We start from the raw sequence: 15,272 nt of genomic DNA on the forward strand, positions 1-15,272 counted from the left end.
AGAATCATTTAATCAAAGGGAGAGAAGAGAGATTATGAGATTTTTTCGTCTGAAAAGTGCATTGACCCTGCTTATTCTGACTGCCATGGTGGTTGCAGCAGGTTGTAGCAATACTGCTGCAGAGAAGCCGAGTAATGGTAGTGATGGGGCAGCAGCGGCTTCTCCAGTGAAGCTGACTTGGTGGCATTCGATGTCCGGTAACGGTGAAAAAGCAATCAAGCAGATCGCTGCTGACTTTAACGCCAGTCATAAGGACATTCAGGTAGAGCCAGTATATCAAGGCAAATATGATGACAGCTTGAACAAGCTGAAAGCATCGCTTGGATCCAATAGCGGACCGGACATCATTCAGGTATACGAAATCGGCAGTAAATTTATGATCGACTCCAAAATGATCACACCCGTACAACAATTTATTGATGCAGATAAGTTTGATCTGTCGCAGCTAGAGCCGAATATTACACGATACTACACGATTGATGGTAAATTGAACGCCATGCCGTTCAATACGTCAAACCCGATTTTATATTACAACAAGGACGCGTTCAAAGCCGCAGGACTTGATCCAGCTAATCCTCCGAAAACGTATGATGAGTTCGAAAAGGCTGCAAAAGCCTTGAGCAAGGATGGTAAATCCGGTGCTTCCATTGCCATCTACGGCTGGTTCATGGAGCAACTGTTTGCCAATCAGAACGCGGATTATGTGAATAATGGCAATGGTCGTGATCAAGCGGCAACGGAATCCATGCTAAATTCGGATGCCGGTGTAAAAACGCTGACGTGGTGGAAGAAAATGATCGATGAAAAGGTTGTATCCAATCTGGGACGTAACTCGGACGATACGGCAAAGGCTTTTTCCGCAGGACAAATTGCGATGACGCTGGATTCCACCGCTTCGCTACGTAATATTGTGGAGCAGGTTGGCGATAAATTTGAAGTAGGCACAGGATTCTTGCCAAGAGCCAATGAGGCTAAAGAAGGCGGCGTGGTTGTAGGCGGCGCAAGCTTGTACATCATGAACAACAAGCCCGAAGCTCAGCAGAAGGCAGCATGGGAGTTCATTAAATTCGTCGCTTCCCCAGCTGTACAGGCACAATGGAGTGTAAATACCGGGTACTTCCCGATCACGAAAGCAGCCTATGACGAGAAGGTACTCAAAGACAATATGGTAAAATATCCGCAATTCCAGACGGCGGTTGACCAATTGCACGCATCGGCACAATCCACCGCTACACAGGGCGCAGTGATGGGTGTATTCCCAGAAGCGCGTCAAATCGTAGAAGGTGCAATTGAGGCCGTTCTGAGTGGTCAGCAACAGCCAAAACAGGCATTGGATCAAGCTGCACAAGAAATTACAGGCAAAATTGCTCAATACAATCAAACCGTAAAAAAATAGTTGGCCTTCCCTTAAAATCGGTTGATAATCTGTAGAATGGCCCCCTTATCATCCGATTTTATGACATAACGGATCGAATGAGTGACCCCCTCACTTATTCGATCCGTTTTTGCATTTTCATTTTTAGAATGAGTGTTTAGACGGAATGTCTAAAATGAATTATTTTCATTTTTCCTATTGCTGGATAACTAAAAATGGGCTTATAATGAATACATAATTTTTGTACTGGACGGTCAGTTCAAAAAAGGAGGAAGCATGAAACAGCAGACAAAGGAAATTATTTTTAACGGCGCACTTAAAGCTTTTTCCGAACGAGGCTTTAATGAAACAAATATGGAGGAAATCGCCAAGGTATGCGGCATAGCTAAGGGCACCCTGTATTACAATTTTAAAAACAAGCAAGAATTGTACATTTACATTTTGAAGATGGGGATGGAGCGTTTTGTCCGGGATATCCATGAAGCAATGGCTCATACTCCTAAAGATCAGGTGGAGCTTAGGGTTCGTAAGCTGATCCAAGTACATATTGAGTTTATTGTGAGAGAGCCGGACTTTTGCCGTCTATTGGTCAGTAAGGGCTGGGTTTCGCAAGAGCAGCATTTTAATATTAGGCAGGTGCTGGCTGATTATTTTGATTTTATGGAGGCAGAGATTGATTCCGGTAAGTTATATGGGAAAATTTCAAGTAAGCTGGATGCCAAAACAACAGCCAATTGCTTATTTGGGATTTATATTTTTGCTCCAATGCGGTCTATGGTTTGGGGCGAAACGATGAATCTGCAAGAGGTTCGAGAAAGTATTGAAGTATTTGTGTGTAATGCATTGGGCATGCAACATTAATAGACAGATGGAGTGATGAGAACATGAAAGCTAAAAAATATACGATTTACGTCGTACTTATTATTTTAATCGCGGTTGGAATATATGCCTTGACTGCTTTTCCACGGGGTGGAAGCAGCTTGTCTGCGGATCAGTCTTCTTCCATTCCTACGGCTTATGTGGAGTCGGATACCCTCAATGCCAGCTTTAAAATGGCAGGACGGATTGACCAGATGCTCGTCAAAGAAGGCGATCAGGTTAAAAAGGGGCAGGTGTTAGCCCATCTGGAAAGTCGCGAGTTGGAAGATAAGGTGAAGCAGGCACAGGCGGCATTGTTGGCAGCCAAGAGTAATGTATCCAAAGCAAAAGCTGGAGTGTTGCAGGCTCAAGCAGGCGTAGGTCAGGCACAGGCTACTGTGAGCGCCGCTCAGGCCAAGAAGAGCCAAGGTACGACATCGGTCAGTGTGACCGCTGAGGCTTCCTCCAGCCAGATTGAACAGGCCAAAGCGGCTGCGAACGCCGCCAAGGCAAAACTGGATGCCCTCAAGAGCGGGGCAAGACCGCAGGAGCTTGAGCAATTGCAAGTATCTGTGAAGATAGCCAAGGAAACGCTGGACCTGACCGTTAAAAATCTGGAGCGTGCCAAAAAGCTTCAAGAAGCCGGAGCAGCAACCCAGGCATCTTTGGATCAAGCGACATTGGAACATCAACAGGCAGTGGCCAAGTATAATGCAGAGTCGCAAAAATTGGATATGGCACGGGAGGGAAGCCGCAAGGAGGAAATTACGGCGGCTGAAGCTCAATACCGTCAAGCCTTGGCTGCGGTGAAGGAAGCACAGGCAGGAGCGGGCAAAGTTGCTGTGCAACAGGAAGATGTCAAAGCTGCTCAGGCTTCGGTAGAGCAAGCGCAATCCGCTGTGAAGGCGGCGCAATCCACAGTTGAGCAGGCTCAATCTGCGGTTGCAGGTGCCAATGCTCAGGTAGCCCAAGCGGAAGCAGCACTTCAAGAGGCTCAGACCTATTTGAGCTACACTACGCTATATGCGTCAGAAGATGGAATCATAAAATCCAAGTCGCTTAGCCTAGGTGAAATGGCTAGCGCAGGATTCCCGGTCTATACCATTGAAACTTCGACACAACGTTGGGCAAAATTCTATGTACCTGAAACGTCTCTGAACGGTCTTCAAGCAGGGGATACCGTCCAAATTAAATTGCTGTCTGGCGGTAAGGAGCTGAAGGGTAAAGTCATTCTGTTAGAATCGGCTGCGGACTTTGCCATTCAAAAACCGAGCCAAAGCTCCGGTGACAAGGATGTCCGTTCCTTCGGTGTTAAAGTAGCATTGCCAGACCTTGCTGCTTCGGTTCCAACGGGCTCCACGGTTCTGTTTACAGGCAAAGGGGCGCAGTAATATGCAGGATTCACAGGAAAGACTTCGTATCCGCGATGTGTTTCGCGAGGAATGGCTGAGCATCTTCCGGGACCGCCGCTTTATGGCTATTCTGCTGATTACGCCGATTGTGTATACGATACTGTTCGGCTTCCTGTATTCACATCAGCGGATTACCGAGATGCCTGTCACAGTGTACGACGGAGATAATTCGCAGCTCAGTCGCCAGATCATTCAGGCGTTTGATTCGACCGATTCATTTGCCGTTACACGGCAAGCGACCAATCAGGAAGATGTTGTCCGTCAGGTAGAGACCGGGGAAGCTAAGGTCGGAATCGTCATTCCCGACAACTTTACGACTCGGCTTAAGCATGGGGAAAATCCACCCGTGCTCACGCTGATTGACGGCAGTAATATGATGTATTCCAATAGTGCCAGTCGGATTGCGAATCAGGTCATTAGCAGCGTGAGCGCTGGAGTATCGGTCAATTCCATGAAGCAAAAGGGAATGAACGCCGATCAGGCTGCCGCGACGCTGACTACCATCCCGTTCCGGTCCAGAGTGTTGTTTAACCCGGTATATGATTATAAGCTTTTCATGCCGCTGGGGGTTATTTCTGCGGCTCTCCAGCAGTGTCTGTTGCTTGGTATTGCATTGTCCTGCACGCGTGATAAGGAAGCAGGGACTTGGGGGAGGTTTGGTGCATGGAGAAATACCCCTTGGCGTTTGGCTATTGCCAAACTGGCACCGTATTATGCAGCGGGAGCTTTCAATGTGCTGACTGTATTCAGTATCAGCGCTTTATGCTTCGATATTCCGTTTAGGGGACAGGTACTGCCGTTGATTTTAGTGTCGCTGGCCTTTAACTTTGCATTGTGCGGGTTAGGATTCCTATTCAGTCTCTTTTCCAAGACTAGGGTGGATGCGACCCAAACTCTGATGCTGATTGCTGTTCCTTCCTTTATGCTGTCAGGCTATACGTGGCCATTGGAAGCAATGCCCGGCTTCTTGCGGGGACTTGCTGAAATATTACCACTGACGTATTACCTGGATGCTGTACGGAACATCACGCTCAAAGGACTGGATATCACATACATCTTCAAAGATATGATTGCCCTGGGCGTCATTGGTTGTGTGAGTCTGCTGGTGTCCTTCGCGATCTATCCGTTATTCTTTAGACAGCAGCAGACGACAGGGCAGCATGCCGATGTGCCTGCTCAAGAAGGATTCACGCTAAAAGGCTGAAAGCAACTTTAAATATGGATATCATAAAAAAGAAGATCAGGATTTAATCCTGATCTTCTTTTTGCTTGTTCGTATGGTTTAAAAGTGGAAAAATATTATTGCGGCGGCTTAAGATCCTCGATAGAATCAATCGGCACATAGGATGGAACGACAAGCCCGGACATAACGCCAGTCATGCTGGTTCCGATGTCATCCACCTTATCCTTGTATTGAGCCCAATAATCAGCATGCGTCAATGGAAGCCAAGCAGCAGCAGTAGCATCTACACTTCCGCCGGCCACGCCAGTCCACATTGGGCCGATTTCCACTTGCAGGGCTGTAACTTTATAGCCCAATTTTTGTTCCAATACATATTTCAATACGTTCGTACTGGCAATTTCAGAATCCCAAGCAGCGTAGCTCAGCTTCAAAGGATCACCGTTGACGGGCTGTAGGCCCTTGATCCATTCCTGTACCTTGTCAGGATGTTTATCAGCCCAGTTCTTGGCAGCCTGCTGTGGGGCAGTACCGTCCTGAATCGCGATCATCACTTCACCCATATCTTCAGCAGTCCACTTAAATCGGCTTAGAAATTCATAAGCCACAGGAGCATCCTGCTTCAAGCCTTTGCGGGCGATGGTATGAATTTCTTCCTTATCACCGTACGCTTTTTTAGGATCTTTCAAGTATTTCAAATCATATTTGTTAAACATCCAGTGAGGAGTCCAACCTGTTACGACGATAGGCTGCTTGGCTTTGATAGCTTTATCCAGTGTAGCGGTCATAGCAGCTCCAGAGCTTTCAAGCAGCTTCCAGTCGGATAAGCCATAGTCATTCATAGCTTTAGCGGTCAGCTTCATTAGTCCGGCACCAGGGTCGGTACCGACAATGCGGTAGCCGACCTCTTTGCCAAAGTCCTCAGTTGAGGCGGAAGCCGGAGACGCTTCGGCTCCGTTATCCTGCAAATCAGTAATCGATTTAACATCCATGTAAGCTGGAACGACCAATCCGGTTTTAACACCGCTCATATTAGCCCCAAGATCGTCGAGCTTATCCTTGTATTTAGCCCAGTAATCCGCATGTGTTAACGGCAGCCATGCAGCCGGTGAAGCATCTACATCACCACTAGCGACACCCGTCCACATAGGACCTGCTTCCACTTGAAGTGCGGTTACTTTGTAACCCAGTTTGTTCTCCAAAATATAACTTAGCAAATTCGTACTGGCAATTTCGGAATCCCAAGCGACATAACTCAGCTTGAACGTGTCGCCATTGACAGGTTGCAGTCCTTTAGTCCATTCCTGAACCTTGTCGGCATGTTTCTCCGCCCAATCCTGGGCAGCTTGTTCAGGACTGGTTCCGGCTTGAATGGCGACCATCATTTCACCCATATCTTCTGGTGTCCATTTGAAACGTTTCAGAAACTCATAAGCGATAGGAGCATCCTGTTGCAATCCTTTACGGGCAATCGTATGAATACCCTCGGCTTCACCATAAGACTTCTTAGGGTCTTCCAAATATTTGAGATCATACTTGTTGAACATCCAATGAGGAGTCCAACCTGTAATAATGATCGGTTTTTTCGCTTTAATGGCTTTGTCCAGTGTGGCTGTCATGGCTGCTCCGGAACCTTCAACGAGCTTCCAATCAGACAAATTGTAGTCTTGAATTGCTTTGGCAGTCGATTTCATAATGCCTGCCCCGGCATCAATACCGATAATTTTGTAACCGACTTCTTCGCCAACCGGGTTGGCAGCAGCGTTACCTTTGCCAGATGCGGAATGATCCGTTCCAACAAAATATTGGGATGCACCAGCGATCAAAATGACAGCTGTAACTGCAGAAGTAATCCATACTTTTTGCTTGCTGGATACGCGGCCTTTGCCTTTTTGCGTAGGTTTAAACAGGTTTTGCGTAAAACGGTCAAGCACAATAGCCAGAACGACAACAGCTAAGCCGGCTTCAAAACCTTTACCGATTTGCAGCTGTGTCACAGCACGGTATACAACAGCACCGATGCCTTCAGCACCGATCATGGAAGCAATGACAACCATGGACAGTGACAGCATAATCGTCTGGTTAATACCAGCCATTAAGGTAGGCAATGCCAGGGGAAGCTGAACTTTGAACAGCTTTTGCGCAGATGTTGAACCGAAAGCGTCTGAGGCTTCGATCAGCTCACCTGATACTTGCATAATTCCCAAATTGGTCATGCGAATGGTTGGGGGGATAGCAAAGATAACAGATGCGATAACACCCGGCACAACACCCAAGCTGAAAAAGGTAACCGCTGGGAGCAAGTAGACGAATGCAGGCATCGTCTGCATAAAATCAAGTAAAGGCGTGATAATGCGTGATGCGGATTTGCTGTATGCACACCAGATCCCGATGGGAATCCCGATAACAATGGATACGAGCGCAGACGTGATGACCAATCCGAGCGTATTCATTGTTTCACTCCAATAGCCGAGATTATCAATCAGCAGGAAGCCGATGACAGTAAACAGCGTAAGCTGAACCCGCCCGATCATAAAGGCGATAATCCCGATGATCACGATGAACACCAGAGGGTGCGGAAGCATGAACAGACCTGAGAAAAAGCCTACTACAGCTTCTATAATGGAAGAAATAACATTAAACAATCCAGCCAGATGAATACCCATCCAGTCGACAATGGCTTGAATCCACTCAGCGATTGGCAGTTTCGGTATCATGGGCATTCACCTCCTTCGTAGTGGTAACATCTCCACCAAGTGCGCCGAGCAATGCTCCACGGACGATAACGCCCAGCAGCTTTTGCTTGTCATCGACCACAGCCAGCGGTACCTTGGACGAGCTTGTAATTTCAAACAAATCATTAATGACAGTCTCGGCAGCAACCTGCGGTCCGTCAGTGATCAAAATATCTTCAATCTTCAAATTATTGCGCAGTGCATGAACAGCATCCTCGGCGTTAATAACACCCAGTAGCTTTTTAGTGCGGTCAATGACGAACAAATTGGAAATCCCACGCTCCCGCATCAATTCCAGAGCCACACGCGGACCACGATCCATGGTGATGGTTTCTGGACGAAGCATGACATGAGCAGCCGTCAATACCTTGGACAGATCCACATCCTCGACGAAGCGGGCTACATAAGAGTTAGCCGGTTGGATCATAATTTCTTCCGGTGTACCGATTTGTACGACCGCACCGTCTCGCATCAATGCAATCCGGTCACCAATCCGCAACGCTTCATCCAGATCATGGGTGATAAACACTATTGTTTTCTTCATTTTATCTTGAAGCTCCAATAGCTCATCCTGCATGTCACGGCGAATGAGCGGGTCCAATGCACTGAACGCTTCATCCATCAGGAGCACTTCAGGGTCATTAGCCAGCGCCCGTGCCAGACCGACACGCTGCTGCATACCGCCACTCAATTCATCGGGCATTTTATCGCCCCAGTTTTTAAGACCAACCAGTTCCAGCGCTTGTTGCGCCTTTTCCTGACGCTGTGCTTTTTCTACCTTTTGAATTTCAAGACCATATTCTACATTCTCTAATACAGTCCGATGTGGGAACAGGGCGAATTTTTGAAAAACCATGCTGATGGTTTTACGACGAACTTCGCGAAGTTGTTCTTTGTTCATCTTACGGAGATCTTTGCCGTGGACCAGAATTTCACCGGAGGTAGGCTCAATCAAGCGATTTAGCATTCGCACCAAAGTGGACTTGCCACTGCCCGATAGCCCCATAATTACGAAAATTTCACCTTGCTTAATTTCCATGTTGGCCTTATTGACACCAACAGTAATCTGTTTTTCTTTGGCCAACTTTTCCTTGCCCCAGCCTTGCTCCAGGAGCGGAACACCTTGCTCTGCGTGAGGACCAAAGAGTTTGCTGACATTTTTGACTTCCAAAATCGTCATACATACACCTCTTCTTTCTATACTTTGCTTGGTATTAACCCCTTGTTGCATTAAGGATTGAGTATAAAAATCATAATTCTGAACATCCTGAACGGTTAATGACAAAATTAATTGTAACAGAAGCATTGCTTACATTTCAAACAAAAAAACTGTTCGTAAAGTACGTACAGAAAAAACTGTACGAAGTTTCCTTTGATATGCTCCTTCGTTCTATAGAATGCTCAAACATTCGGAACTTTACAACCGATAGTGCTTTTTTTAAAATAGACAATGAAATATAACCATAAGAAAAAGATTTATGTATATCCATAATTTAAAAAGTTTACTATCATTAGCAATTTTGCGAATTATGATTTTGAACGACCCATGCTGTTGTAATATGGACAGAAGCTTTGCTTTTGAAACATTTCATTTATTGTTGAAAGATTTCATATATTGCGTCAAAGCTAATCTTTTACGGGTAAATCGTTCATACTAGGTTGTGCAAAATGCTCTAAAATTAGGAGGTTGCAAGCATGAGCTTGTACCAGTTAGGTGATGAGCAGCAGGCTTCGCTGCAAAAAATTCGCAAACGTGTCATAGAAGCTATAGGTAAAAACATGGACCTGTATGGGATCACTTTGTCTGCGGGGCATTTATACGGTTTGCTTTTTTTTGCGGATAAACCGATGACGCTGGACGAGATGGGCCGTGAAATGGAAATGAGCAAAACGAGTATGAGTACAGGAGTTCGAACATTATTGGATCTTAAAATGGTAAATAAGGTATGGAGCAAGGGCTCACGCAAGGACTTGTATGAAGTCGAATATGACTGGCATCAAACATTTACTGACTTTTTCGCTATTAAATGGAGAAAAGCGGTAGAAACAAATTTACTGGTGCTGCGCAAAGCCATTGATGAGCTGGATAGATTGATGAATCAGGGTGAAGAGTACGAGGAATTTAAGGCGATTCTTCAGCAAGATCGTTTGAAAATGAAGCAGGCCGTCGCTTATTACAAGTGGCTAGACAGACTAATTGACTCTATGGAAAGCGAAGAAATTTACAAGCTGATTCCAAAAGAAGAAGTTGGGGATTAATCGCTATTTCCCTATCTTGTTTATAAAAATGCCGGAGGCGCAAAAGTGCTTCCGGTATTTTTTGGTTTGGCCCTGTGCAAAGGGTATAATAGAGATATGTAAAGATTGATATTAATCCGTTGTGTTGAATATACGAGATAAAGGAGGCTTCATGATGGAGAGTATTACGGTACATACTCGTCTAGGTCAATTACGTGGGGAAACGGGGAATGGATATCATGTATGGAAAGGTATCCCATATGCACAGCCTCCTATTGGAAAACTACGTTTTCACGCACCCCAGCCTTTGGAGCCTTGGGAGGGTGTGCGGGCTGCGACGAGTTTTGGGCCAATCTGTCCGCAACCTATGCCATCCGCTGAAAGTATGACTGGAAATCTGGTGGAACCGCCTAAGCAGTCAGAGGATTGCTTATACCTGAACGTTTGGACACCTGCTTCGAAGGCACCTGAGAAGGGACGCCCGGTGATGGTGTGGATTCATGGCGGTGCCTTTGTCACGGGGTCCGGGATTATACCTTTATATGACGGGGAACGCATGGCGAAGAATGGCGATGTTGTGGTTGTTACGATCAATTATCGATTGGGGCCGTTAGGATTTTTGCATCTGACTCCAAAGGGAGATGGCCTGACCTCTAATGCGGGACTGCTGGATCAGATCGCTGCGCTGGAATGGGTTAGGGATCACATTTCTGCCTTTGGCGGTAACCCGGACGAAGTAACGGTGTTCGGTGAATCGGCAGGGGCGATGAGTATTGCCGCTTTATTGGCGATGCCAGCAGCTGAGGGACTGTTCCAGCGTGCGATTTTGCAGAGTGGTGCGTCACAGGTATTGTCAACTTCACAGGCCGAACAAGTGACGGCTGTGTATCTGCAGCAGCTGGGTGTGAACACTCAGCATCCAGAACGGTTGTTTACGCTGCCGACAGATGCGCTGATGCTAGCTATGGCGAAGACGCATGAAGTCATCGGACCAGGGATGGCGATGATCTATCAACCCGTCGTGGACGGTGTGACCTTACCAGATGTACCGCTGTCTGCAATCGCGCAAGGTTCAGCAAAGCAGGTATCCGTTTTGATTGGAACGAACTTGCATGAGGGGGCCTATTTCATCCGAAAAGAATCCCATCTAATGAACAAGTCAACAGCGAGTCAGGCATTGGAAATGATGACGGGCATGTCAGACATCGGCGATCTGATAGAACCATTTCCGGTTACGATTGAGGGACAGGCGCAAATGTTGACTGATCTATTTTTTTGGCGTCCTGCGTTGGCTCTTGCTGTTGCGCAGTCGGCGCATACGCCTGTATGGATGTATCGTTTTGATTGGACATTGCCGGGGCATCCTACCTTTGGACAAGCGGTTCACGGTGCAGAAATTGCGTTTGTTTTCGATAATCTGGAGCTGCTAGGTAAGCTTGGATTAGAGATTCAACCGTCGATGCAGAAGCTGGCTCAAGATATGCAGCAGGCATGGGTTGCTTTTGCACGTGATGGGAAGCCAGTGCTGTCTGAGGGGGCTTGGCCGATGTACGACAGGGAAGAGCGGACTACAGCTATTTTCCATCAGGATATTAAGGTAGAGAACGACCCCGAAGGAGATAGACGCCGTCAGTTAACCGGTCAGATGACCATATAAGTAAACAAGAGAGAGCATCCCAAGAACTCAAATGTAAAAAGCCTTCGCCCGTAATTTGTATACGGACGAAGGCTTTTGTTAGTCGGGATTTTGCAAAATCCTCTAGTAATTAGATGTATTGCTGTTCATTCTTACTTGCATGAAATTGCAACGATACTATGTGTAACTTAAATCTTGAATCGCTTAACCAGCTGTTGCAAATCCTGCGCCATGTTGGACAACTCCTGAGACGAAGATGCGATTTCCTCCATAGCCGCCATTTGCTCCTGAGCGGCAGCAGATGTTGTCTGCGAACTGTCCGCCGAATTGCGAGACAGACTTGCTAAATGGGTGACAGTAGCGGAAACTTCCTCTGTACTGGCTGAAATTTGTTCAGCCGCAGCGGATACACTTTGAATTTGTTCCACGATATGAGATGTAGAGCGTTCAATATTCGTAAATGCACCTTCTGCATCTTGGCTAATACGTAATCCTTCACCTACCTGGTTACGAACATTACCGTTCATGGTAGCGGTGGAGCGTTGAATCAAATCGAGCATCTGAGTAATGATCTGACTGATGGAATCCGCGCTTTCCTTGGATTGCTCAGACAGCTTGCGTACCTCTATAGCGACTACGGCAAATCCACGCCCGGCTTCGCCTGCTCTGGAAGCTTCAATAGACGCGTTCAGAGACAACAAGTTGGTTTGCTTGGCAATGGCGGCAATAGCTGTATTCATCTGCTTTGCATCGTCCGAGAGCTGGGATAGCTCATCCATCAGGCTAGCCGTTTGGCTTACAGCTTCCAGAATACGGTCCATTTGTGTCCGCACATGGCTGATCATTTGACTGCCTTGAGCCACATCATGCTCGGTTTGTCCTGCTGAATCCACGATGGAGCTTGCCGATTCGGCAATGGTGCTGACACCCTTTGCCATTTCTTCAACGGCATTAGCGGTTTGCTCGGACGCCTCGGCGCTGGTGGCTGCATTTTCCGCGGATTCCATAACCGTTTCCGCTACATGTTGTACGGACTCCGTCGTTTGCTCTGTGCTTTCCTTGATCATCAGAGAAGAGGAGGCAAGTCGGGAGGACGTTTGATTGACCTCGGAAACCATCGTATGCAAGGAATGCGTCATCTGGTCAAAATTCTGTGCCAGTTCGCCGAACTCATCCTTGCTGGATAGATTAACACGTTCGGTCAGATTTCCGTCACGGACGATGCGTGTTCCTGCTTGCAGCTTGCGCAGCGGAATTAAGAACGAGCGGACCATAAGCACAATGATGATTGCAGCTGCAAGTATGGAAATGACAATCACAATCAGGCTTTGCTTCAGAATCGGTTGGGCTGCATCACTGTAATCCTCCAGATCCGACAGTGCGACAATGCTCCAACCGGTGAGAGGGTCCTTAAGTGTAAAGGCCAGCATATCTCGATTCATAAATTGAATTTGCGACATGGAAGGAGTATCATTTTCGACAGTTGTCGCCACTTCGGGAAGTCCCTCTATGGCGTCAGCCGGTTTTTTGCCTGCCTTGTTAAAGGCTGTTCCAGTCCCAGATACAACTTTATGTTCAGAATCAACAATAATGAGTCCTCCGCGTTCACCAATCTTGACAGACTGCAGACTTTCACTCATCTTGTCCAGATTCAAAGCCAATGAAACAGCTCCTTCACCGTCCTCCAGCGTTCCCGATATATTAACGACTAAATTCCCTGTCGTGACGCTGGCAACTGGAACACCGACGAATACTTTTCCCTTTTCCAGCATTGCATTTTTGTACCATTTTCTCTCCCGGGGGTCATAATCGTCCTCCTGTTTTTTCGGCGAACGTATGTATTGCCCTTCTGCATTGCCGAGGAGCGCGGCATCTAACTCGGGATGAGCCTTGACGATGACATCCAACTTTTTCTGAAGGGCCTCTTGGTTGGTACCAATGGAATCAGATTCGATTTCAGTGGTAAGCACGTCCAGGTCTTTCATAATGGGCGCTACATACTGATTGACATTGCTTCGGATCAAATACAGATTCGTAGATACGGAACCGCCCATTTGCTGACTGAGTTGTGTCGTAGCCCCCTGATAGGAAAAGTACCCGATAAGTACGCTCGGAATCAATAACACAGCCAAAAAAGATATTATTAGTCTTGTCTTCATTAAATAAAACTGCTTGAGAAACCTGTTCCACCACGGAACTGTTTGTTTTGTTTTAGTCATAGTTTTTTCTCCTCTGTGTCTGATGGTCACTACATTGTTTTATTCGACATAAATCGACGAATTTTATAGATGTAATCTTTGAGAAACGAGGAATAATGGCGTGTTTTAGACGCTTTTTTTGAAAAATAGGTCTAAAGAACTATATTTTATATGAATACGAATACATAAAAAAAGCCAAATCGGAGATGCAAAAGCATCTTCACGATTTGGCTTGGGTGAGTCATGAAAGGGACATTGAACTGTTAATTTTTTTGCTGACGTGAAATCATAAAGAGCGTAATCCAGATGAGCATAAAACCAGTCAATTGCGCTACAGTGACAATTTGCTGAAATGCGATCCAGTTAATCACGACACCAACCATGGGAAAGCTTAATTCTGCCATCGTAGCATAAGACGCTTTGGTCGTACTTAAGCCTTTGTAATACAGCAATAAGCTAAGAAGACCCGGAAGCAATGCCTGCAATAGCAGATTGATAATCACAGCTGCGCCCGCCCATGTACCGGCAGGCATATTCCATGGCGCATGCTCTACAGAGGTGAGGACAATCAGCAGAGGGAGCGCCACCATGAAGCGGAGGGAGGTTACCGTTTCATATTTCATTGAACGAAGCAAGTAACTTCCCATGACTGTCGAACCGCCCCACAGAACTGCTGCACCGAGTGCAAGCAGACTACCGACCTGGACAAAATCACGAACATGTCCGAAGGGGAGCGACCAACCGAAGGTCAGAAGATACGTCCCAAACAGAGCAACGACAATTAATAATCCAAAATGACGCGGCAACATTTCCTTCAATATAATACGGGCTAGAACAATAGCGACCAGTGGTTGAAGCTTCTGGAGTAAGAGTACAGCATTCAAATCACCATTGCTGAGTGCCATGGTGAAAATTACGCTGGCCAGCGCCGAGCCTCCCCACGAGACGAACAAAATAGCGAAAACTTGACGAAGCCGTACCGCTTTGAGTTCCTCACGATGCTTCCACAACATCGGTGTCAGAGCGAGGAAGAGCAACACATGCTCCATTAGTACAATTTGTGTTGAAGTAAATGACTTTAACAAAATAATACGAAACAGCGGGTCTGCGCCCCACAAGGCCGCTCCAATTGCGACCAGCCAAAAACCGCTTTTCATGTGGGAGCTACGATCAAAACCTTTGGATGTTAGAACAGTAGAAGATTGACTCATACTCAATTAGCTCCTTGCGAATACAGGACCGGTGGCACAAAAACCCCCGTCCATGGCGAAAGGCCATGCAAGACGGGGGTTGATCAAATAAACTTGCCGCTTTATGCAAGTTAAATGAAGTTACTGCAAAACCAATAACGCAGTATTCATCCACTTCGCGGCATGTTGATATTTCGATCTTCTTCCATCCGGACTTTACCGTCGGCTTTGGCATCTCACCAAATCAGTCCGTATCCTGTTGCCAGATACAGAGTCGCGGGCTTAGCTCCATGAGCCATACCGCCGGTTGGGAATTTCACCCTACCCCGAAGATCCTTATTCCGTTTTTAATTTCTCCTATAGGATATACCTGTTTTAGAATGAAGTCCAGTGAAAAATGTGTGTATATCTAACAATGATTTTCATCTGTTTTTTGAAAGCGCTCTACGA

The 15,272-nt window shown here is 46.6% G+C and carries 10 protein-coding genes and 1 riboswitch; of the genes, 6 read left to right on the forward strand and 4 right to left on the reverse strand.

Annotated features, from left to right (window positions below; translation table 11 throughout):
- Positions 1 to 34 precede the first annotated feature (34 nt).
- From KAI36_RS06395 to KAI36_RS06410, 4 genes are all read left to right on the forward strand, one after another.
- Positions 35 to 1,396 carry an ABC transporter substrate-binding protein gene (locus tag KAI36_RS06395; RefSeq protein ID WP_220027287.1) on the forward strand — a complete coding sequence of 454 codons (1,362 nt, stop codon included), beginning with the start codon at positions 35 to 37 and terminating at the stop codon, positions 1,394 to 1,396.
- 255 nt (positions 1,397 to 1,651) lie between these two features.
- Positions 1,652 to 2,236, forward strand: coding sequence for a TetR/AcrR family transcriptional regulator (locus KAI36_RS06400; RefSeq protein ID WP_220027288.1), 585 nt, complete (start codon positions 1,652 to 1,654; stop codon positions 2,234 to 2,236).
- A gap of 23 nt (positions 2,237 to 2,259) precedes the next feature.
- Positions 2,260 to 3,624 (forward strand): HlyD family secretion protein, encoded by a 1,365-nt coding sequence (locus KAI36_RS06405; RefSeq protein WP_023987577.1) that lies wholly within the window; start codon positions 2,260 to 2,262, stop codon positions 3,622 to 3,624.
- 1 nt (position 3,625) lies between these two features.
- Positions 3,626 to 4,849: an ABC transporter permease gene (locus KAI36_RS06410; RefSeq protein ID WP_220027289.1), complete on the forward strand. Its 1,224-nt coding sequence runs from the start codon at positions 3,626 to 3,628 to the stop codon at positions 4,847 to 4,849.
- 95 nt (positions 4,850 to 4,944) lie between these two features.
- Here KAI36_RS06410 and KAI36_RS06415 read toward each other — a convergent pair whose 3' ends face one another.
- Positions 4,945 to 7,542, reverse strand: a complete 2,598-nt coding sequence (locus tag KAI36_RS06415; protein WP_258382262.1) for a glycine betaine ABC transporter substrate-binding protein — start codon at positions 7,540 to 7,542, stop codon at positions 4,945 to 4,947.
- Positions 7,517 to 8,740, reverse strand: a complete 1,224-nt coding sequence (locus KAI36_RS06420) for a quaternary amine ABC transporter ATP-binding protein (protein WP_029516322.1) — start codon at positions 8,738 to 8,740, stop codon at positions 7,517 to 7,519. Before KAI36_RS06420 ends, KAI36_RS06415 begins: the two co-directional genes overlap by 26 nt.
- A gap of 515 nt (positions 8,741 to 9,255) precedes the next feature.
- On the opposite strand from KAI36_RS06420, the gene KAI36_RS06425 reads away from it, so the two are divergent.
- Complete coding sequence (locus KAI36_RS06425) at positions 9,256 to 9,819, forward strand: GbsR/MarR family transcriptional regulator (protein WP_220027291.1); 564 nt, start codon at positions 9,256 to 9,258, stop codon at positions 9,817 to 9,819.
- Between the two features lie 154 nt (positions 9,820 to 9,973).
- The gene (locus tag KAI36_RS06430) at positions 9,974 to 11,455 is read left to right on the forward strand and encodes a carboxylesterase/lipase family protein (protein WP_220028065.1); all 1,482 of its coding nucleotides are present in this window, start codon (positions 9,974 to 9,976) and stop codon (positions 11,453 to 11,455) included.
- A 167-nt stretch (positions 11,456 to 11,622) separates the two neighbouring features.
- On the opposite strand, the gene KAI36_RS06435 is transcribed toward KAI36_RS06430, so the two are convergent.
- A complete protein-coding gene (locus KAI36_RS06435) occupies positions 11,623 to 13,653 on the reverse strand; it encodes a methyl-accepting chemotaxis protein (protein WP_220027292.1) in 2,031 nt (676 codons plus the stop codon).
- 242 nt (positions 13,654 to 13,895) lie between these two features.
- Positions 13,896 to 14,843, reverse strand: a complete 948-nt coding sequence (locus KAI36_RS06440) for a DMT family transporter (RefSeq protein WP_076292438.1) — start codon at positions 14,841 to 14,843, stop codon at positions 13,896 to 13,898.
- A 172-nt stretch (positions 14,844 to 15,015) separates the two neighbouring features.
- A riboswitch (FMN riboswitch) is annotated at positions 15,016 to 15,160 on the reverse strand.
- Positions 15,161 to 15,272 lie beyond the last annotated feature (112 nt).

Source organism: Paenibacillus sp. S02, from assembly GCF_019454065.1.
Taxonomy (GTDB): domain Bacteria; phylum Bacillota; class Bacilli; order Paenibacillales; family Paenibacillaceae; genus Paenibacillus; species Paenibacillus polymyxa_B.